Here is a 19819-nt window from a genome sequence, read left to right on the forward strand (position 1 = left end):
CCACTGAGTCTGCCACCGACTGGGTTCGAGGCAAAGGGAAGGGTTGTCAACCACCCTACCCCACCACAACCCGATTCCTCCCCGCCGACTTCGCCTGATACATCGCACGGTCGGCCCGGCTGACGGCCTCGTTGATCGGTTCCTGGTCTCCCAGCACAACCAGGCCGCATGAGAAGGTAACGCGCATGCCGTTGCCGATATCGGGAAAATCAAGGCTGGCGATCTGTTCCTGCAGGCGTTGCAGGACCTGTTCGGCGTCATTCAAGTCGGTGTCGGGAAGGAGCAGAAGGAATTCTTCGCCGCCCCAGCGTGCCAGCACATCGCTGGTGCGCAATGCGATCTGTGCGCGCTGCGCAAACTTGCGGAGCACCTGGTCGCCGGCTGCGTGGCCGTAGGTGTCGTTGATCTGCTTGAACAGGTCGATGTCGATCAAGGCGATGCAGACCGGATTGCCCTGGGTGTTATGGCGCCGCTCCTCCTGCTGCAGGATGTCGCTCATGTAGCGGCGATTGGCCAGCGAGGTGAGCTCGTCGCGGGTTGCCATGACCTGGATGCGCATGAGGGCGACGGCCAGTTCTTCCTTCTGTTCCTGCACCCGCAGGCGCAGCATGTTGAGTTCGCCGGTCAGGTAGGCAACGACCAGCATCATGGTGGCGGCAAGCAGGAAGTGCGCTACCTCCAGCCTCGGCTTGAACTGCACCGGATCGCGACTCACCATCCAGATCATCGCCAGGCCCAGCAGAATGATCGCGAACAGACTCATCCGCCGCGACATTTTCGGTTTCAGCGTGAAGGCGCAGAAGACGAGCACGACAAGCAGGATGACCAGCGTTGCGCCGCGAATCGGTCCGCTGATGGCGTAGGCGGCAACGATGCAGACGATGGCGAAATTGCCTTGGTACGTCGCCAGTTGTGCGGGTAGCAGGCGCAGCTGCTTGCTGGCGCGAATGAGGAAGTAAAAGACCAGCACCCCGGTGCAAATGAATACCGTCAGCCAGATTGCCGGTTCCTTCGCCACATTGCCGGCCCAGGATTCGAACCACAGCAGCCCGACGCAGATCGAGTACAAGCCGACCGTCGCCATCCAATAGGCCACCTGCCGGCGGATCTTTCCGTCGGTGCTGGCAAAGCTCTGGGTAATCTCCTGAAAGCTGGACATCTGGCAGCGGCCTCTTTCGGATAACGACGATGACAGCACCTGCTGATGAAGGGCAGGCCCGTACGAATTGGGGCCATGGCTTATAACTCCAGGTTCGCCATCGTTGTCGGATTTTTACCGGATTTTACATATGTTGCAACAAGGAAACTGGAGCGAGGCTGGTCAGTTTTTCCACAAATCAATATTTTGGCGTTTTACGAGGCATAATGAGGCCGTTTCTGCACGAGCCCGCCATGTCCGACCATTACCTCAGCACCAGCACCCTTCCAACCGGTCTCCAGCGATTTGCGCTGCGTACGCTTGCGTTGTTCGGCTGGCGCGTGAACTTCGCGCCACTGCCGGGACCGCGCGGTGTGGTGATCGTGTATCCGCACACGTCAAACTGGGATTTCCCCATCGGTCTCCTGGCCAAGTGGGCCATGGGCGTCAGATTCCGCTGGCTGGGCAAGGAGTCGCTGTTCAGCGGTATCTGCGGCGCCACGCTGGGGCCGTTCTTCCGTGCATGGGGCGGTGAGCCGATCGCACGCGGCGCGTCCACCGGCGCGATTACCCGTCTCGCACAGCGCATCAATTCCGAGAATTTCTTCTGGCTGGTACTGGCTCCGGAAGGAACGCGCAAGTACCGCGACAGCTGGCGCAGCGGCTTCTATCACATTGCGCTGACCGCCAAGGTGCCGCTCTGCATGGCCACCATCGACTACGGCAAGAAGGAAGTGCGGCTTGTCGACTACGCGACCCTGACCGGCGATGCAGCAACGGATGTCGCGCGCATCCGCGAGGCATACCAGAACTGCCGCGGACTGAAACCGGAATCCGCCGCACCGATCGTTTTCTCCACCGAGCAGCGGGACGCGGGCAACGAACGCGGCTCCAAGCGCGCCTGACCGACTCCGCCCGCCCTGCGATTGCCTCTCCGGCCAATGAGCAGGGCGGCCCCGCCGCGCCAATCAGGCACAATCCCCGCCGCCACGCGTTACACTGTCGCTTTTTTGCGGGCTTTCCCGCATGCCGGCCCCTCCGCGTCACGCCTCCATCCAAGCAGAAACCATGACCACTTTCAATATCGAAAACGTTAACGTCACTTCCTTCGACCCGATGCCGACACCGGAGGAACTGCACGCGCAATTGCCGCTGACCGATGCGGCCGGTAACGTCGTGATGCAGGCGCGCGAAGCACTGCGCAACATCCTGGACCGCAAGGACCCGCGCATGTTCGTCGTGGTCGGTCCCTGCTCCATCCATGATCCGGTCGCCGGGCTCGACTATGCGCGCCGGCTGAAGGCATTGCAGGAAGAGGTGAAGGACACGCTGCTGCTGGTGATGCGCGTGTATTTCGAGAAGCCGCGCACCACCACCGGCTGGAAGGGCTACATCAACGACCCGGACATGGATGATTCCTTCCACATCGAGCGCGGCATGGCGAATGCACGCAAGTTCCTGCTGGATGTGTGCGAGCTGGGCCTGCCGACGGCAACCGAGGCGCTGGATCCGATTTCACCGCAATACCTCGGCGACCTGATTGCCTGGACCGCGATCGGTGCGCGCACCACCGAATCGCAGACGCACCGCGAAATGTCCTCCGGCCTGTCGACGCCGGTCGGCTTCAAGAACGGCACCGACGGCGACATCGGCATCGCGATCAACGCCATCCTGTCGGCCGCACACCCGCATTCCTTCCTTGGCATCAACAGCCAGGGCCGTGTGGCGATCGTGCGCACTAGCGGCAACCGCTACGGCCATGTGGTGCTGCGCGGTGGAGATGGGCGTCCGAACTACGACACGGTGTCAGTCGCGATGGCGGAGCAGGCATTGGCCAAGGCCAAGCTGCCGGCCAACATCGTGGTCGACTGCTCGCATGCAAACAGCTTCAAGAATCCGGAACTGCAGCCGCTCGTGATGGCGGACGTAGTGAACCAGGTGCGCCTCGGCAGCAAGTCGCTGGTGGGCGTGATGATCGAATCAAATATCGTGGCGGGCAAGCAGTCGATTCCGGCCGATCTGTCGCAGCTGAAGTACGGCTGCTCGGTGACGGATGGTTGCGTGGGCTGGGAAACAACCGAGAAGATGATTCGCGATGCGGACGCCATGCTGCGCGGCGTGCTGCGTGAGCGCCTGAAGTAAAGTCGTGCTACACCAGCCGCGCCGGCTGGATGAGGCGCTGGCGCGATGGGAATGCCCGCCGGGCAGCGGGCAGGTGGAACGATCAGGCGGGATTCCGGTGTGACTTGCGCTTCGCGAGCGATTCCGGCGACGGGATGGCGATCGGGTCGCTCGCAGGGAAGGTCATCTCCACTGCATCGTCCAGCAACTCCTGCTCCATTTCCTCCGGGTCGTCCGAACAGGTCTTGCGCGTAGTCACATCCTTGGCGGAAGCATCGTCCGCCGATACGTCCTTCGGCGTCACCGAGGGCGAATTGTCTCCAGGTGACGAGTTGTATTCCTGCGGCTGCTTCTTGTCCTCTTCCGCAGTCCTCTTAGATTTGGACATCGTATTTCTCCAGTTAAAGTGCATGACAAAGCAGTCGCGCTAAACAGCAGTCGCGCAGCTCCCTTTCATGCGATAGCGACAACCGGAGAAAGTTTCCTCAAACCAGACCCTGGTCGGCCAATTCCTTCTTCACATAGGCGTAGAACACCGGCGCGGCAACGACACCCGGCAAACCGAACAGCGCTTCCATCGTCAGCATGGCTGCGAGCAATTCCCATGCACGCGCATTGATGTGCGTGCCGATGATCTTTGCGTTGAGGAAATACTCAAGCTTGTGGATCACCACCAGGAACAGCAATGACGCAGCCGCAATCAGAAGCGAATGCGACAGGCTGACGATGACGATGACGGTATTGGAGATCAGGTTGCCGATCACTGGCAGCAGTCCGGCGAAGAAGGTGATTGCCACCATGCTCTTCGTCAGCGGCAAATGGATGCCTGACAGCGGCAGGATCACCATCAAGTAAATCGCGGTGAAGATCGCATTGATAGCGGCAATGCGCACCTGCGCAAACACGATCTGCCGGAACGCATGGTGCAGCGTGACCACGCGTGCGTGCATCGCCGCTGCCAATGGTTTGTAATTCGGCCGGGTCGTGGTGTCGTACAGCGCCGCCATTGCGCCGATCACCATGCCGACCAGCAGATGTGCGATGGTGCGACCGGCCTCGCTGCCGATCGACTGCGCCTGCACCGCGTGCGTGCGCAGCCAGTTGATCAGCGCCTCGCGAATCGCTTCTGCGCCCGCAGGAATATACGCCTTCAGCCATGCCGGCATGTGGTCGCGCGACTCCTCGATGATGTCGGCCAGTTTTTTCAGCAGCACTTCAATGCTGCCGGCATCGCTCTGGAAGAAACTGACCGCGCCCCATACGCCCAGCGACAACAGCAGCACGATCAGCGAACCGAGGATCGCCACGGCGATCATCCTGGCGCGGTGGTCGCCGATGTTCTTGCCGAGAAAAGGGGACAGCACATGCACCAGCGAATACACCAGCAGGCCGGAAAACAATGCCGCCAGCAAACCCTTGTACAGCGCGATGACCAGTGCGCAGGCGGCCAGCAGGTAGGAAACGAGGGCGGGAAAAGTGATCCTGTTTTGCGAAGGCATGATTCTGTTCTTGGTGTTCTTGCTGTCCTTGTGCAGCGAAGCGTGAAGCTTACGCGATAACGGGCAGCGCTGGTCGCAAAACAGGTGGGAAAAGCAATGTGGAGCGGCGCCTGGAAGCGAAAAGCATCATCGCCAGGCGATCCGCCGTCAATGCACTTGAAGCGTTGCCGAGGGCGGCAGCCGCCCGGCCGATCCGCTCCTACAGATCGAACCGGACGGCAACGCAGGTAATGCGCCCCGCCAGCGCCTGCGCGTCGGCATCCTCGCGCGTTTCATGCTGCGTGACGAGGTATTTCTCCTTTGCACCAGGCTCGCGGTTGCGATAGATGTTCAGGTGCAGCTGCTGCTGTTGCGGCACATTTTCCAGGAACTGCGGGCCATTCTCGGAAAGCCGGCCATCGAGGGTAAACACCGTCACCACATCATCGTCGCCGATGTAGCCATGCACCTTGTAGACCGGATGCCGGGCACGGGTGGTGATGATGTCCACCGGCTGCTTGGTGGTGATGGTGCGTACCGGCCTGGTGAGGTCGAGCGGACGACCTGCCTCCGGCCGTGTCTTCCTGACCGCCGTGACTGTCGTACCGTACATGTCCGCTCTGGACTCGCCCGGGTCGCCCCAATCGGTCTTCTCGGACCACTCTTCTGTCGCCCCTGTCGCTTCAGTCGTCTGTGCGCCACGACTGGTGTAGCGCGGCGCGTCAAAGGTGGGCTTGGTCGCTCTGTCAGCAGAGTGCTTCTTCTGCTGTGCGTCCTGTGCTGCAGCGGCAGCGCGGCGCTGCGCTTCGATCACCGCCGGTGGCGGTGTATCAAAGGTCTTGCGTGCAACATTGAACGTCATCTCGTAGTTGTACAGCTGCTCGTCCGTCATGTCGGGAAACGGTGCCGGATGTCCGCCGTCAATCGTGCGATATGCTGCTGCAGGCTCGCGCTTGCCTAACATTGAGCCCAGAATGCCCACGTCCTACTCCTTCACATAGTTTCCTGTTTGCACTTCCACTCCCCGCCGTGGACAGTGGCGCGACGATGCATCGCAGTAGTGCCCGCTACAGTTGTCGCGCAACTATTGACGTTTCGACTCGTGACGCCTGCCGGGGTTCGTCGCCATGGGGCATTTCCCTGTCCGATTTTGTTTCAGTTTGTAGCGGCTGCCCGTGTCCATCGGCTGCAGCGCGGCCAGAGTTCCGCCATGCGGGAACCGTGCAACGGGATCGGCTCTCTATCTTTCTTCTATCATGCGCATCCCATTGCGACAAAAACCGGCATCAGGTGTTGCCACATGGCGAGAACGTCCGCGCAAGGAGTGTGATCGATGACGACGGTACCGGACTACGAAGCCATCCTCAACGCTTCGCCGTACCTTTACCTGCTGCTGGCGCCCGACCTGACTGTTATCGGCGCCAATGATGCGTACTTGCGCATCGCGCACCGCAAGCGGGAGGAAGTGCTCCATCGCAACGTGTTCGATGCCTTTCCCCCCGACCCCAGCGACCCGGAAAGCCGACAGCTCTTCCTCGCCTCATTCGAGCGCGTGCTGGCGACCGGCGAGCCGGATACGATTGCACTGGTCCGTTATCCGGTACCTGCATCGGAGCAGAGCGAAGGCGGCATGGTCGAGCGCTACTGGAATGTCGTTCACACGCCCATCATCGGCGTGCAGGGCGAAGTCATCTGCCTGGTGCAGACGCCGATCGACGTCACTGAGCTGCATGCGTTGCGGGAGACCCTTGCCGCCGCTGGTGTTGCAGTCGCCCCTTCCACTTCGGCCCGGAGCCGGTCGCGCAGCGGGATGATGATGCTGGCAGCCGCCAACCGCATGCTCGACGACGAGCTCAACTACCTGCGCCGCCTGTTTGCGCAGGCGCCGGGTTTCATCGCGATCCTGCGCGGGCCAGACCATGTCTTCGAGCTTGCCAACGAAGCGTATTACCAGCTTGTCGGCCATCGCGACCTGATCGGCAAGCCCTTCCGCGAGACCTTTCCGGACCTCGCCGGCCAGGCGTACGGCGACATCCTTGACCAGGTGTACGCGAGCAGCAAGGCATTCGTCGGCCAAGAGATGCGGGCGGTGTTGCAGCCGGAGCGTGGCGGCCCGACCGTGGAGATCTATATCAATCTAGTGGTGCAGCCGGTGATCGGACCGGACGGATCGGTAGCGAGCATTTTCGTGCAGGGCAACGACATCACTGCGCAAAAGCGTGCACAGGACGACTTGCGCATCAGCAATGAGCGCTGGAAGCTCGCGATCGAAGGAACCGGAAACGGCGTCTGGGACTGGAACCTGCAGACCGGCGAAGCCATATACTCGACGCGCTGGAAGGAAATGCTGGGCTACGACGAAGACGGCATCGCTCCCCGCATCATCGAATGGCACAGCCGCGTGCATCCGGATGACGCCGTTGCCACGATGGCGGCGCTGGAGGATTGCATCGCCGGAAAAACCGCTTCCTACATGAACGAGCACCGCCTGCGTTGCAGGAATGGCGAATGGAAGTGGGTGCAGGCACGGGGCATCGTAGTCGCACGCGACGATCAGTTGAAGCCCCTGCGCATGACCGGCATGACAACTGACATCTCGGAGAAGAGGGAATCCGACGAGCGTGTCTGGCACCATGCGAATTTCGATACGCTCACCAGCCTGCCGAACCGCCGCCTGTTCCGTGACCGCCTTGACCATGAAGTCAGGAAGGCGCAGCGCAGCGGCCTGCGCATGGCGCTGCTGTTCATCGACCTCGACCGCTTCAAGGAAGTCAACGACCTGCTCGGTCACGACGCCGGCGACCAGTTGCTGATGCAGGCGGCGCATCGCCTGTACCACTGCGTGCGCGGGTCCGATACCGTGGCCCGCCTCGGCGGTGACGAGTTCACCGTGATCCTGTCGGAGCTGAACGACACGGCACACGTGGAACAGGTGGCGCAAAAACTGCTGGGGGCGCTGGCGGACCCCTTCCACCTCGGCAATGAAGTCGCCTACGTGTCCGGCAGCATCGGCATTACGATGTATCCGGCCGATGCAACCGGGCCGGAAGAACTGATCCGCAACGCCGACCAGGCGATGTATGCAGCCAAGAGCGCCGGGCGCAACCAGTTCAGCTACTTCACCCGCTCGATGCAGGAGCAGGCGCACCTGCGGCTGCGGCTGGCGGGCGACTTGCGCAATGCGCTGCGTGACGGCCAGCTGCGCGTGCATTACCAGCCGGTCGTCGACCTCTCCAACGGGCGTATCGTCAAGGCAGAAGCCTTGTTGCGGTGGCAGCATCCCAGCCTTGGCCCCGTCGAGCCGTCGCAATTCGTCCCGCTGGCGGAGGAATCGGGGATGATCAATGAGATCGGCGACTGGGTCTTCCAGCGCGCCGCATCCTGCTCGCAGCGCTGGAGCGAACTGCTCGGTTCGCCGTTCCAGATCAGCGTCAACAAATCGCCGGTGCAGTTCGTGTCACAGTCAAAGGAAATGAGCTGGTCGCGCCATCTCCACCGGCTTGGTCTGCCGGGCAACAGCATCGCGGTCGAAATCACGGAAGGGCTGCTGCTGAATGCTTCAGCGACAGTGTCGGACAAATTGCTCGAGTATCGCGATGCCGGTATCCAGGTGGCGATCGACGATTTCGGCACCGGCTATTCCTCGATGGCGTACCTGAAGAAGTTCGATATCGACTACCTCAAGATCGATCGCTCCTTCGTGCGCGACATCGCGGAGGATGACAGCGACCGTGCGATTGCGGAATCGGTGATCGTGATGGCACATCGCCTTGGCCTGAAGGTGATCGCCGAGGGTATCGAAACTACGGAACAGGAACAGCTGCTGACGGCAGCCGGATGCGACTTCGGGCAGGGTTACCTGTATGCGGGAGCAGCACCGCCGGAAGACTTCGAACGCATGCTGGTGCAGGACATCAGGGTGGCAAGCAGCCGGGCTCATTGAGAGCCAGTGGATGGGAGATCGCGTGGCTGCTTGCCGAGGGAGAAGAACTGCAGGCGCCTCCCGCCTTGAATAGCGGAAGGCACCAGTCCGTCTTAGGACAATTGCTGGATGCCGGCCAGGACCCAGCCACCCGCGCCGGAAACCGGCTTGGACAGGTTCCACACTTCGGTGAACGGCTCAGCCGGCGCGTTCTCCGCTTCGCGGATCATGCCGCTGAACTTCACGCTGGCGAGGTACTCGTTGCCTGCCGTTTCCACGCCAAGCAGTTCCGCATCGAGCGACACCACATCGGTATGGTTGGGCGATGCACCACGCTCCAGCAGCTGCTGCTTCATTTCAGCGAACATTTCCGGCGACGTGAATTCGCGCAGGTCGTTCACATCCGCCCTGTCCCAAGCCGCTTGCAGGCGGATGAAGTAGGTCTTCGCATGACGCAGGAAGCCTGCGGTGTCGAAGTCGGCCGGCACGCCCACCGGAGCGCTTGCCGTGTCGGCGCCCGACTGGAACGAGGGCGACTGGAATGCCGCCGGTTGCACCGGCTCGATGCGGGAGCCGATTTCCGGGGTGGCTACGCCTCCATTCGCGTAGGCCGGCTGCAGGCCGCTTCTGGCGTGTGCGCCGCTGCCTTGTGCGTCACCGCGTTTGCGGGTCACCATGCGGTAGATGAAGAACGCGGCGGCTGCGAGCAGGCCGATCATCAGGATCGTGCTGATCATGCTGGCCAGCGCGCCGCCGATACCCAGGTGCGACAGCAATGCGCCAAGGCCGAGGCCGAGCAGAGCGCCGCCAAGGATGCCTTTCCACATGCTGGGCTTGGGTGCAGCAGCCGGTGCGGCTGCCGGCGCTGCCGGTTTTGCCGTCGCGGGAGCAGCCTGGTTCTGGGCCGGTGCGGTCGACTGGCGGCTGACGCTTTGCGACTGCTTGCCGAACGAACCGCCGCCACCCATGCGCTTGGCTTGCGCCTCCGTGACGACTACCGACAGCGCACTGACTGCCACCATCAGCGTGAGTAAGAATTTTTTCATGCTATCTCCTGAAGTTGGTTTGCGTGTGGCGGCCGCTTTTTCCTGGCGGGCCGTGGCACGACTGACCGTATGATAGGCGGCCTTATACTTTTTAAAAAGCGAATAAACCTTGATTGTTTCTTCGTAAAAACAAGAAACACCAAGCATTGCTACGCGACGTGATTGGTCAGCGTGCCGATGCCGTCGATGCTGATTTTCATGACGTCGCCCGGCTTCAGGAATTTCGGCGGCGTGAAGCCGAAACCGACGCCCGCCGGCGTGCCCGTCGCGATCACGTCGCCCGGCTGCAGGGTCATGCCGGCCGAAAGCGTCGCGATAATGGTCGGGATATCAAAGATCAGGTCGCGTGTATTGCCGTCCTGGCGCAGTTCGTCATTGATCCAGCAACGTACGCCAAGCCTGGCCGCATCCACGTCTGCGGCACCGACGATCCACGGACCCATCGGGCAGAAGGTATCCATCGACTTGCCAAGGAACCACTGGCCGTGCCGCTGCTGCACGTCGCGTGCGCTGATGTCGTTGACGATGGTGTAACCCCACACGTGGTTGAGCGCATCTTCCTTGCGGATCGCACGCCCTGCTTTGCCGATCACGATGGCGAGTTCGGCTTCGTAATCCAGTTGTGACGTCACCTGCGGAAACGACTGCACCGGCGCCCCACCGCCCACGACGGAGGACGGCGCCTTGGTGAAGACGATCGGTGCGGTCGGCAACGGCGCTGCCGGTGCGCTCGCCAATCCGGTCTGGCTCAGCTCCTTCACATGGTCGTGATAGTTCTTGCCGATGCAGAAGACATTGCGCCGCGGCGTCGGGATGGGTGCCAGCAGCCGGTTGGTGCCAATCGGCTTCCATGTACCGCCTCCGGCATTCTGTGGCGCAACAGGCAGGCGCAGAATGAAATCGGTCATGTCGCCGGTGAAGCCGGGCAGCAGCTCGCTTGCCTCCCTGTAGTGCTGCCCGTCGTCCGAAATCATCACGACCGTCGAGCGGCCACCGATATCCAAGGTACCGAAACGCATCCCATTCTCCTGAAAGTTTCATTGAATCAAAACGGGTCCAATGATGCCCGAAAGCGCAGCGGGGCGCAGTGCGACGAACTCGTCAAGGCAAACCATGTCGAATTGAAAACCTTGTCTGCCATTCATCAAAGGAGCCTGCATGTCTCGAGTCATGTGGAAAGGCGCAGTCAGCTTCGGCCTGCTGCATGCGCCTGTCGCGCTGTATCCCGCAGCGCGACAGGACGACATCGACTTCGACTGGCTGCGGCGCGATACGCTGCAACCGGTCGGCTACAAGCGCGTCGTGAAGGAGACAGGCGAAGAAGTTGGCAAGGATGACATCGTCAAGGCCGTGAAATACGAAGGCCAGTACGTGGTGCTGTCGGACGAGGAGATCAAGTCCGCCAATGTGAAGTCGACGCACACCATCGACATCGTGGCATTCACCGATGCGGCCGACGTCAACTTCCTGTTCTTCGAGACGCCGTACTATCTGGCGCCAGTGAAAGGTGGCGAAAAGGTCTACGCATTGCTGCGCGAGGCTTTGCTGAAGGCGCAGAAGATCGGCATCGCACTGATCGTCATGCATAACAAGCAGCACCTGGCGGCTCTCATTCCGACGCAGCAGGCGATCGTGCTCAACACGCTGCGCTGGGCCACCGAAGTCAAGGACACCGGCGACCTCGACCTGCCCGCGGAAGGCCTGAAGGCCGCGGAGATCAAGCCCAAGGAGCTGACGATGGCCACCAAGCTCATTGAAAGCATGTCCGAGCCATGGGAACCGGTGCAGTACCGCGACACCTTCCGCGACGACATCATGGCGCTGGTGAAGAAGAAATACGACGAAGGACTGGCCGAGCAGATTTCCGAAGTGACGGTGGAAGAGCCGGAAGAAGGCACGAATGTCATCGACATTGCGGAACTGCTGCGACGCAGCCTTCAAGGCACTGCCAAACGGCCGCCACGCAAGTCATCCACGGCGAAAGCGCCACCGCCCAAGGCGACACGCACGCGCAGCCGCCCCGCCAAGACGGTGCACTGACGTAAAGCCGACGCGGAAGTGCAACATTGCCTGAGGAGAGATCATCGATGCCCGGCAAACTTTCCGCCTACCATGCCAAGTGCGATTTCCGCATCACGCCGGAGCCGGCCGGTACCGTGGCCGGCTCCCCTGACCGTCTCCGCTTTGTCGTGCAAAAGCACGATGCGCGACGGCTGCATTACGACTTCCGCCTCGAATTCGACGGCACGCTGAAAAGCTGGGCCGTGCCCAAGGGCCCCAGTCTCGATCCCGCCGAAAAGCGCCTTGCGGTGCATGTCGAAGACCATCCGCTCGACTACATCGACTTCGAGGGCGACATTCCCGAACACCAGTACGGCGCCGGTCATGTCGATGTGTGGGACAGCGGCTATTGGGAACTGCTGGGAGATCCGCTCGACGGTTACAAGGCCGGCAAGATGAAATTCCGGCTCCACGGCGAGAAGCTGCATGGAGGCTGGACGCTGGTGCGCACCCGGCTGCAGGCAAGCGGCAACAAGGAGCAATGGTTGCTGATCAAGGAGAGGGATGAGGATGCGCGCCCGTCGGCGGAATTCGACGTCACAACCGACGTGCCGGACGGCGATGGCACTCGCACGGGAACTGGCCGTCCGGGCCGCGATGCTGCGCCGTCTGCATTGCCGCGGTCAATCGGAAAACCGATGCCGGAAACCGTCGAGCCGCAGCTCGCAACGCTGGTCGACGCCATACCCCAAAGCGGCGACTGGACGTATGAGATCAAGTATGACGGCTACCGCCTGCTGGCACGCATCGACAATGGCGAGGTCGCATTGTTCACTCGCGACGGCAAGGACTGGACAGCAAAGCTGCCACAGCAGGCCGGTGCGCTTGCTGCGCTCGGCGTAAAGAACGCCTGGCTGGACGGCGAAATCGTGGTGCTCGACAAGCACGGCGTGCCATCCTTCCAGCTGCTGCAGAATGCATTCGACCAGCGCAGCACCGCACAGATCGTGTACTTCGTGTTCGACATCCTTTATCTCGATGGGCATGATGTGCGCCACATGCCGCTGTTGCAGCGCCGGCAGCTGCTGCACCCGGTACTGCAGGGAGCGGACGAGAACCTGCTGCGCCTGAGCATGCCGCTCGAGCAAGCGCCGCAAAAACTGCTCGACGGCGCCTGCCGCATGGCTATGGAGGGAATCATCGGTAAACGCAGCGATTCGCCCTATACCGGCAAGCGCAGCACCGACTGGATCAAGCTCAAGTGCCGAGCCCGACAGGAGTTCGTGATCGCCGGGTATACCGAGCCGCAAGGCACGCGCAAGTTCTTCGGCGCGCTGTTGCTGGGCGTATTCGATGATGACGGCACGCTACGCTATGCCGGCAAGGTCGGCACCGGCTTTGACCGGGCGAGCCTGCAGGCCATCCACAAGCAGCTGAAACCGCTGGAGCAGGCAACGCCACCGTTCCCGCAGACGCCAGCCGGCATCCCGCGCGCGCAAGTGCACTGGGTGAAGCCGTCGCTTGTTGCGGAAATTTCATTTGCGGAATGGACGCAGGACGGCCTGGTGCGGCAAGCGGTGTTCAACGGCATCCGCGCCGACAAGCCGGCAAGGGAAATCCGGCGCGAGCAGGCGGTGCATACATCGGAGAAGCGGACAAGGGCAACGCGCAACGGCGCCACCAACAACACTGACAACACTGGCAACCGCGTGGAAGGAGTACGCATCACGAATCCGGAGCGGGTCATCGATCCGGAAAGCGGCCATACTAAACTCGACCTGGTGCGTTATTACGAAGCGACCGCGCCCCGGATCCTGCCTTTCCTGCGGCGGCGCCCGGTGTACCTGCTGCGCTGCCCGGAGGGTGTGCAGGGCGAGCACTTCTTCCAGAAGCACAGCCGCAGCATCGCCATCCCCGGCATCACGCTGCTCCCGCAGGAGCTGGACCCGGGGCATGCGCCGCTGATGGCAATCGAGTCCATCGGCGCGCTTGTTGGCGCAGCACAGATGGGCAGCATCGAACTGCATAGCTGCAACGCGACCGTGGACAAATTCGAGCGACCCGATTGCATGGTATTCGATCTCGACCCGGATCCTGCGCTGCCATGGACGATCGTTGCGGAGGGCGCACGGCTGACCAAGGTTGTGCTGGACGAGCTCGGGCTGTGCTGCTTCCTCAAAACCAGCGGCGGCAAGGGGCTGCATCTGGTCGTGCCGCTGTCACGTCGCCAAGGCTGGGATGAGGTCGCCGCATTCTCACAGGCGGTCGTGCAGCACCTGGCACGCATGCTGCCGAAGCTGTTCAGCGCGAAGATGGGCGAGAAGAACCGGGTCGGGAAAATCTTTGTGGACTACCTGCGCAACCGACGACAGGCGAGCACTGTCGTGCCTTATTCCGTGCGCGCGCGCCCCGGATTGCCGGTCGCCACACCGATCGCATGGGACGAGCTTGAACTGCTTGCCGGTCCGGCGGCGTGGACGATCGCCTCGCTACCGGAGCGTCTTGCGAAAAACGGCAACGACCCTTGGCAGGAATTCTTCACCACGCGACAGTCGTTGACTGCCGCGATGCGGCGCAAGCTGGGATTGCCGGCACCGTAGGGCCGGCATCCATTCCCCCCTCAGAATGCGTGGCTGTACTGCACGCTGAGGATATTCACGTTGTTGTCGTATTCACCAATCAGTGTGCCGCCCGCCGGCGGTTCGGCCTTGTTGATCGATGCATCCTTGACGAACAGGTGCGCATAGCCGAATTCCCACGTGCCGTGCCGCGACGGTTTGTATTGCGCGCCGACCGAAAGCCACCAGCGATTTTCATCGGGAACGCGCGGCGTGCGGAATTCGTCGCGCACCGGGGAGCGGTCCCAGGCGACGCCGCCGCGCAGCTTCAGCATGTCGTTGTAGCGGTAGCTGGCACCGACGCCGACGCGCACGGTATTGCGGAAGTTCTCGGGCGTCGTGCTGGTTGGTGCACCGTTGGCGAACCGCACGCTCAGTTCCTCGAAGCGGCTCCAGCGCATCCAGGTGACGTCGGCCATCGCCGACCATTGGCGATCCAGGTCGAGGTAGCCGCTCAGGCTCACGGATTCCGGCAGGTCGAGGTCTGCACTGGCGCCGGTGTTGGTCAATGCAGGATTCGCAAGTAACGGTGCCGGCAAACCGGCAGGCAAGTTGTAGCGGGCATCGCCGGAGAGCTTGTGCCTGATCCGCGAGCGGTAGGATGCGCCGAAGCGAGCATGCTCGTCCGGCGCGAACATCACGCCGAGATTGAAGCCGTATCCCCAGTCATCACCGTCAATCGTGACACGGCCATCGGGAGCGCCGGGCACGAGCGCGCCAAGATTGATCGCGCGTGAAATTTCGACATCGACATACTGCGCGCTGATCCCCGCGCCGAGCGAAAGCTGGTCGCTGAGCTTGAATGCGATGGTCGGATTGATGTTGATCGTCTTCAGGTCCGACTTCAATGCCTGGTAACGGCCGACCCAGTCGGCATCGTATTCGGTCTTCAGCCCGAAAGGCGATTGAAGGCCGATACCGAAACGCATGCGGGGGTTGATATCCATCGCGTAATAGAGGGCAGGCACCGCCGCCCAGCTCCCCGCATCACCGCCGTTGCCGCCGGTAAGCGGCGTGCCCAGGGCCGTGGTGGATCCTGCGTTGCTGAATTCTGCCGACGGGCGGATCGCCGACAGCGAGCCCATGAACTGCCGTCCCTGGAACCGCGTAAGCCCGGCGGGATTGAAATAGATGGTGCTGAGGTCTTCCGCCGCGGCAGCGCCACCGGCATGTGCATTGCCCAGGCTCCCGGCGCTCATTTCATTGAGGGCGAAGCCGCCGGCATGCGCTGCATTGGACACCAGCGCCAGCGCGCCGAACAGGGGAACCACGGATGCGGCAAGCGTGCCGCGGAACTGGCGAATACGGCGGGGAAGGCGGGTCATCTTGTCTGCTCCTTTTTTCCCTCCCGCACATGCGGCACGAGGTGCATGGCCGGGAGGAGAGAGCCAACACTCGTCCTGCAGATTTGCTTGACCGGCGGCGTCATTTCCATGAAGCGGCACGGTGCAAAATGAAGATTCGCTGCGCGGCCCGGAGTTCGATGCTTCAAGGGATAGTCGCTTGAGTCACCTCAAGCAACTGTGCCGGCAATACGCGGTGAGAGTCCCTTTGAAGCAATGGTGCTGCAGAAGATGATGCGTGGCGCTGCTGCGAGCAGGATGTCGAATCTTGCCAGGGCTTGCTGTACTGGCGCGGAAGCGAGATGGATGTCGCATGCACTTTTGTCCTGGTAGAGCTCATAGACGACAAAGTGGCACGGGGTTTCCAGCGCTTGATGCACGGCATAAACAAGGTTGCCCGGCTCGCGGTGCGCGGCACTGGCAAGTTCCTGCAGGATGGCGCCAACCTCGTGGGTCGCGTCTGGATGGGCATTTAGTTCAGCAAGCAGTAGAAACATGGCATCTCCTTCGCAATCGTTTTCGGGAGATGCCATTCTTCAGGAAGCGCGCCACGGCGTATTGTAAAAATGCGTCTTTGCCCGTGCGGCCTGCAGCCACTGTCGTGGTGCTGCCGCAGCCACTGCCCTGAAGTCGCGGATGAAATGTGCCTGGTCATAGTAGCCCTGCGCCAGTGCCACATCGGTCGCATCGGCCGATGCGTCGAGCAGCAAGGCACGGATCGTTTTCTGGAAGCGGCTGGTGCAACGCACGTCGACCGGCGTCTGGCCGGTCAACGCAAGAAAACGGCGCTCCAGCTGGCGCCGCCCGATGCCCAAAAGCTGCGCCGCGGCATCAACTTGCATCGCCGCACTGTCTCGATAGAGGCAGGCAATGGCTGCTTCAACCAATGGGTCCGAAGCGTGTTGGCGAAGCTGGTCGAACAGGAACGACTGAAGCAAGTCAACCCGTTGTTGCGTCGACGCTGCATCGCGGATGCGGCCGGCAAGCGCAGCACCGGCTGTTCCCCATACGTCTGCCGCAGACCAGGTGCTGTCCAGAAGCTCGCAACCGGGAAGGGCGATGAAGCGATGCACCGCGCCGGCGCGGAAGCGGACCGCAATGAAACCGATGCGCGTGGAAGGCGCCAGTTCCACCGGCTTTTGTCGCACGCAAAGCAGGTGCGCCTGGCCAATATCAGTTTCGGTTTGTGATGCGGTGCTGCGGCGAAATGGTGTGCCGTAATGAAAAAAGAACTCCGCGCCCGTTCCGGGGAGTACCGTCGGCAGCACGATCAGATCCGTGCCGCTGGACTCCCATCCCCAGAAACGATCAATGTAGGGCTGCAGCGCCTTATGCGGACGATAGTGAAAGGTGCGCAGCGTCAATGACTGGATGCGGTATCGGTTACGACGCGCACCAGCGCGATCGCCGGCGCTGCCAGTTCCTGCAGGCGGTCCACGCGATTGCGCTCGATTGCCTGCAGCACAAGCTCGTTGATGCCTCCCACAATCGCCAACGCCATGTCGTGTGACAAAGGACTTGTGCGCTTGTGACCGTTGTTCTCGTCGTTAATGACTTCCAGCATGAAACCGACGATCTCATCGTTCACACGCCGGCGTGCCGCCAAACCATCGGAGCCGAGGCCGAGGATTTCGATGAACAGCGTGCGCACCAGCATGGGGTTCTGCGCGAGGCAATCGAAGTAGGCATGGATTGCGGTTTCCAGCTGCTGCTCCCAGTCACGTTTTGGATCAAGCGCATCGCGCAGCACACGGAGTGCGTTGATGCTGGCCGCCTCGTAGAGCGCGATCAGGCAATGGGATTTGGAAGCGAAGTGTTCGTAGAAGGTGCGCCGCGAGACGGCTGCTTCGCGCACGATGTCGGAGATGGTGGTGTCGGCATACCCTCTTGCTGCGACTGCGCGGGCCATGCCTTCCAGCAGGCGATGTCGGTGCATGGTGTTGTTGCCGGTTTCTAAGTAGTTTTCGAGAATGATTTCGCGGAGTGCTAGCGTCATGGTGATTGAGGCGGGTCGATTATTGCGAATTTGACACTTGACAATAACATAAGCGACAGCCAGTATGCATCCCATATTCGTGTGGTACGAGCTAGTACCGCATGTATTAAAGGGAATAGAAACCTGGAATAACAACCCGGAATAAGAACCATAAAACCCGTGGAGACTTTTCATGACCGACCTCGTTGTCCGCCGCCTGCTGATCAATCTCGAAACACCGTTCGACCGCCATTGGTGCGGCGGAGATGCATTCCGTTCCGCCTTCTTCAATGCGCTGTCAATGAGCTTTCCGGTCGGCGAACAGTTCTTCATCGATTCGGTCCGTAACGGATTCAAAGCGCTGCCGGCTGACAGGCAGGCGCCATTCAAGGACGAAGTGCAGGGATTCGTCGGGCAGGAGGCGACGCACCGCCGTATCCACGGCCTGTTCAACGCGCATCTGGAAAAACACGGACTGGTCAATGCCTGGGGGCCGCGCGCACAAAAGCGCCTGAAGCTGGTGGAAGGAATCGATGCGCGCCACTGGGTCGCCATCACGGCCGCCAATGAACATTTCACCGCGATCCTCGCCGAGTACCTGCTGTCGCATCCGGACTGGCTGGAGGGCGCAGAGCCGCGCCTGAAGACGATGTGGCTGTGGCACAGCGCGGAAGAGTCGGAGCACAAGAGCACCGCCTTCGACCTGTACCAGGCATTGGGCGGCGATTATCGCTGGCGCATGATCTGGTTCCGGCGTGCGACGTTGTTCTTCCTTACCGACACGCTGCGCCAGACCGTCAGCAACCTGCGGCGCGACGGCACGCTATGGAAATGGAGCACCTGGAAGAGTGCGGCGCATCACCTGTTCGGCAAGCGCGGACTGCTTCGCCAGTCATACGGGCCGTGGCGAGAATACAAGCGCAAGGATTTCCACCCGGCGCAGTACGGTACGGACCTGTCGCGCCGCTGGCTGGCGGACAATTCGGATCAATACTCCCGAGTCGGACCAGCCTGACAGGCGCACTGTCAGGCTGAAGCCCTGCGCGGCCGGCTCAGTGCACCCGGCTCAGTGCACCCGTTTGAGGGTCACTGATGCCAACCCCATGTCGAGTACCGCTGTGTCGCTGTCGCGCATCTTCAGAACCAACCCGATACCCGACGCGCCTTCCGGCATCACTGTGACTTGATTGTCACGAGTTTCGAATTTTGCTTTCATCGTGACACCGTTCTGCACATAAGCGTCATTCGTAAACTCCAGCAGGAAAAGACCGGAATCATCCTGCCATTTGCCGACCAAGGGATGGCTTGCGCCAAAAGTAAACAAGCTCTTCAGCGCATCAAAGAAACCGCCTCTCGCTCCTGAATCTGCATCGGCCTTGCCAGGTGCATTGACTCGCCTAGCCAGCATTTCACCCGGACCAAGGTCCGACACTGTCCATTTCCCATCAATGCGCCCGACCGGCAGGGAGACGGACATGTTTTCCCGGTCCAGCTCTCGCAATAGCGCGCCGCGGTCCAGTGCCTTTGCAAGCCATGGCGCTTCGTCCTCGATTTCCAGCCTTGCGCTTGCGACGGCAAATGGCTTGCCGTCGATTTCTGCCACTTGCTCGTAGCCGCTGACTTGTTTTGCCTTCAGGCCGGCGCCGAGGCACAAGCGGTTGCTGCGTACCCATTTCTTGCCTTCTTCGCTCAGCGCATAGACAAAATGCGTACGCGGAACGTAGCCCCCGGACGACTCTTGCTGCGGCGCGCCGTAAACACCGGCCTGTACCAGCATGTCCATGTACTGACGCGTCGACCGGTTGTATTCATCAACGCGAATCGGGTCCTTGTCGTAAGGCAGATTGCCGGTGCACAGGATCTTGTCGCGCGCCTTGGCATCGTTGGCGAAATGCGCGTTGATGGCGCGCGCGAAACTCGCTTCGGATGCGGTTTCCGGTGTCATCCACCAGGCCAGCCCACCGACGACAAGCGTCAGCGCCGCAACGACGATGCCGCCGGCAAGCAGACGACGCTGTCCAGGGCGAGAGCCTGCAGTAGCGGTTGCGGCGGGAGCCTCCGCTACGGGCGCAGGCGTCAGCGCAGTCGCGGCCGGTGCGATCGGATTGCCGCATTGTTCGCAGAAGCGCGCATGGTTTTCATTGCGCGTGCCGCATTTGGTGCAGAAGCGTGCCATG

Annotated in this window: 17 protein-coding genes; 6 read left to right on the plus strand and 11 right to left on the minus strand. The window is 61.5% G+C overall.

Annotated elements, in window-relative coordinates; translation table 11 throughout:
* Positions 1 to 55 precede the first annotated feature (55 nt).
* Positions 56 to 1159 carry a GGDEF domain-containing protein gene (locus tag ACYVIA_RS06575; RefSeq protein WP_460839126.1) on the minus strand — a complete coding sequence of 368 codons (1104 nt, stop codon included), beginning with the start codon at positions 1157 to 1159 and terminating at the stop codon, positions 56 to 58.
* A gap of 233 nt (positions 1160 to 1392) precedes the next feature.
* On the opposite strand from ACYVIA_RS06575, the gene ACYVIA_RS06580 reads away from it, so the two are divergent.
* On the plus strand, positions 1393 to 2043 hold the full coding sequence (locus tag ACYVIA_RS06580) for a 1-acyl-sn-glycerol-3-phosphate acyltransferase (protein WP_460839127.1): 651 nt from the start codon (positions 1393 to 1395) through the stop codon (positions 2041 to 2043).
* Between the two features lie 163 nt (positions 2044 to 2206).
* Entirely contained in the window at positions 2207 to 3280 is a 1074-nt protein-coding gene (locus ACYVIA_RS06585; RefSeq protein WP_460839129.1) for a 3-deoxy-7-phosphoheptulonate synthase, read from the plus strand.
* 82 nt (positions 3281 to 3362) lie between these two features.
* Here ACYVIA_RS06585 and ACYVIA_RS06590 read toward each other — a convergent pair whose 3' ends face one another.
* The 3 genes from ACYVIA_RS06590 to ACYVIA_RS06600 all read right to left on the minus strand — a co-directional run bounded on the left by ACYVIA_RS06590 (position 3363) and on the right by ACYVIA_RS06600 (position 5719).
* Positions 3363 to 3647, minus strand: coding sequence for a hypothetical protein (locus ACYVIA_RS06590; RefSeq protein ID WP_460839131.1), 285 nt, complete (start codon positions 3645 to 3647; stop codon positions 3363 to 3365).
* 97 nt (positions 3648 to 3744) lie between these two features.
* Positions 3745 to 4758, minus strand: a complete 1014-nt coding sequence (locus ACYVIA_RS06595; protein WP_460839134.1) for an AI-2E family transporter — start codon at positions 4756 to 4758, stop codon at positions 3745 to 3747.
* Positions 4759 to 4957: 199 nt separating this feature from the next.
* Positions 4958 to 5719 (minus strand): hypothetical protein, encoded by a 762-nt coding sequence (locus ACYVIA_RS06600; protein WP_460839137.1) that lies wholly within the window; start codon positions 5717 to 5719, stop codon positions 4958 to 4960.
* A gap of 351 nt (positions 5720 to 6070) precedes the next feature.
* On the opposite strand from ACYVIA_RS06600, the gene ACYVIA_RS06605 reads away from it, so the two are divergent.
* Positions 6071 to 8680 (plus strand): sensor domain-containing protein, encoded by a 2610-nt coding sequence (locus tag ACYVIA_RS06605; RefSeq protein ID WP_460839138.1) that lies wholly within the window; start codon positions 6071 to 6073, stop codon positions 8678 to 8680.
* Between the two features lie 92 nt (positions 8681 to 8772).
* Here the strand turns inward: ACYVIA_RS06605 and ACYVIA_RS06610 are convergent, their stop codons facing one another.
* Both ACYVIA_RS06610 and ACYVIA_RS06615 read right to left on the minus strand, forming a co-directional pair.
* Entirely contained in the window at positions 8773 to 9705 is a 933-nt protein-coding gene (locus ACYVIA_RS06610) for a Tim44 domain-containing protein (protein ID WP_460839140.1), read from the minus strand.
* A gap of 149 nt (positions 9706 to 9854) precedes the next feature.
* Complete coding sequence (locus tag ACYVIA_RS06615; RefSeq protein WP_460839141.1) at positions 9855 to 10724, minus strand: fumarylacetoacetate hydrolase family protein; 870 nt, start codon at positions 10722 to 10724, stop codon at positions 9855 to 9857.
* Between the two features lie 139 nt (positions 10725 to 10863).
* Here ACYVIA_RS06615 and ku point away from each other — a divergent pair, with 139 nt between their 5' ends.
* Together ku and ligD are read left to right on the plus strand one after the other, a co-directional pair.
* Positions 10864 to 11745, plus strand: coding sequence for a non-homologous end joining protein Ku (gene ku / locus ACYVIA_RS06620; protein ID WP_460839143.1), 882 nt, complete (start codon positions 10864 to 10866; stop codon positions 11743 to 11745).
* Between the two features lie 47 nt (positions 11746 to 11792).
* On the plus strand, positions 11793 to 14306 hold the full coding sequence (gene ligD / locus ACYVIA_RS06625) for a DNA ligase D (RefSeq protein WP_460839145.1): 2514 nt from the start codon (positions 11793 to 11795) through the stop codon (positions 14304 to 14306).
* Between the two features lie 20 nt (positions 14307 to 14326).
* On the opposite strand, the gene ACYVIA_RS06630 is transcribed toward ligD, so the two are convergent.
* The 4 genes from ACYVIA_RS06630 to ACYVIA_RS06645 all read right to left on the minus strand — a co-directional run bounded on the left by ACYVIA_RS06630 (position 14327) and on the right by ACYVIA_RS06645 (position 17603).
* A complete protein-coding gene (locus ACYVIA_RS06630; RefSeq protein ID WP_460839147.1) occupies positions 14327 to 15649 on the minus strand; it encodes an OmpP1/FadL family transporter in 1323 nt (440 codons plus the stop codon).
* Between the two features lie 188 nt (positions 15650 to 15837).
* Complete coding sequence (locus ACYVIA_RS06635; protein WP_460839150.1) at positions 15838 to 16164, minus strand: putative quinol monooxygenase; 327 nt, start codon at positions 16162 to 16164, stop codon at positions 15838 to 15840.
* A gap of 39 nt (positions 16165 to 16203) precedes the next feature.
* Positions 16204 to 17031, minus strand: coding sequence for a helix-turn-helix domain-containing protein (locus tag ACYVIA_RS06640; RefSeq protein ID WP_460839153.1), 828 nt, complete (start codon positions 17029 to 17031; stop codon positions 16204 to 16206).
* Positions 17028 to 17603 carry a TetR/AcrR family transcriptional regulator gene (locus ACYVIA_RS06645; protein WP_460839719.1) on the minus strand — a complete coding sequence of 192 codons (576 nt, stop codon included), beginning with the start codon at positions 17601 to 17603 and terminating at the stop codon, positions 17028 to 17030. The genes ACYVIA_RS06640 and ACYVIA_RS06645 overlap by 4 nt, the downstream gene beginning before the upstream one ends.
* 232 nt (positions 17604 to 17835) lie before the next feature.
* On the opposite strand from ACYVIA_RS06645, the gene ACYVIA_RS06650 reads away from it, so the two are divergent.
* Positions 17836 to 18657: a metal-dependent hydrolase gene (locus tag ACYVIA_RS06650; protein WP_460839155.1), complete on the plus strand. Its 822-nt coding sequence runs from the start codon at positions 17836 to 17838 to the stop codon at positions 18655 to 18657.
* A gap of 51 nt (positions 18658 to 18708) precedes the next feature.
* Here the strand turns inward: ACYVIA_RS06650 and ACYVIA_RS06655 are convergent, their stop codons facing one another.
* A complete protein-coding gene (locus ACYVIA_RS06655; RefSeq protein WP_460839157.1) occupies positions 18709 to 19818 on the minus strand; it encodes a zinc-ribbon domain-containing protein in 1110 nt (369 codons plus the stop codon).
* Position 19819: the final 1 nt, after the last annotated feature.

It is taken from the genome of Noviherbaspirillum agri (genome assembly GCF_054780595.1).

Bases quoted from the DNA above. Each gene is read 5' to 3' on its own strand.
- ACYVIA_RS06575 (WP_460839126.1), bottom strand. From the start codon at position 1,159: ATGTCCAGCTTTCAGGAGATTACCCAGAGCTTTGCCAGCACCGACGGA.
- ACYVIA_RS06580 (WP_460839127.1), top strand. From the start codon at position 1,393: ATGTCCGACCATTACCTCAGCACCAGCACCCTTCCAACCGGTCTCCAG.
- ACYVIA_RS06585 (WP_460839129.1), top strand. From the start codon at position 2,207: ATGACCACTTTCAATATCGAAAACGTTAACGTCACTTCCTTCGACCCG.
- ACYVIA_RS06590 (WP_460839131.1), bottom strand. From the start codon at position 3,647: ATGTCCAAATCTAAGAGGACTGCGGAAGAGGACAAGAAGCAGCCGCAG.
- ACYVIA_RS06595 (WP_460839134.1), bottom strand. From the start codon at position 4,758: ATGCCTTCGCAAAACAGGATCACTTTTCCCGCCCTCGTTTCCTACCTG.
- ACYVIA_RS06605 (WP_460839138.1), top strand. From the start codon at position 6,071: ATGACGACGGTACCGGACTACGAAGCCATCCTCAACGCTTCGCCGTAC.
- ACYVIA_RS06610 (WP_460839140.1), bottom strand. From the start codon at position 9,705: ATGAAAAAATTCTTACTCACGCTGATGGTGGCAGTCAGTGCGCTGTCG.
- ACYVIA_RS06615 (WP_460839141.1), bottom strand. From the start codon at position 10,724: ATGCGTTTCGGTACCTTGGATATCGGTGGCCGCTCGACGGTCGTGATG.
- ku (WP_460839143.1), top strand. From the start codon at position 10,864: ATGTCTCGAGTCATGTGGAAAGGCGCAGTCAGCTTCGGCCTGCTGCAT.
- ligD (WP_460839145.1), top strand. From the start codon at position 11,793: ATGCCCGGCAAACTTTCCGCCTACCATGCCAAGTGCGATTTCCGCATC.
- ACYVIA_RS06630 (WP_460839147.1), bottom strand. From the start codon at position 15,649: ATGACCCGCCTTCCCCGCCGTATTCGCCAGTTCCGCGGCACGCTTGCC.
- ACYVIA_RS06635 (WP_460839150.1), bottom strand. From the start codon at position 16,164: ATGTTTCTACTGCTTGCTGAACTAAATGCCCATCCAGACGCGACCCAC.
- ACYVIA_RS06645 (WP_460839719.1), bottom strand. From the start codon at position 17,603: ATGCACCGACATCGCCTGCTGGAAGGCATGGCCCGCGCAGTCGCAGCA.
- ACYVIA_RS06650 (WP_460839155.1), top strand. From the start codon at position 17,836: ATGACCGACCTCGTTGTCCGCCGCCTGCTGATCAATCTCGAAACACCG.
- ACYVIA_RS06655 (WP_460839157.1), bottom strand. From the start codon at position 19,818: ATGGCACGCTTCTGCACCAAATGCGGCACGCGCAATGAAAACCATGCG.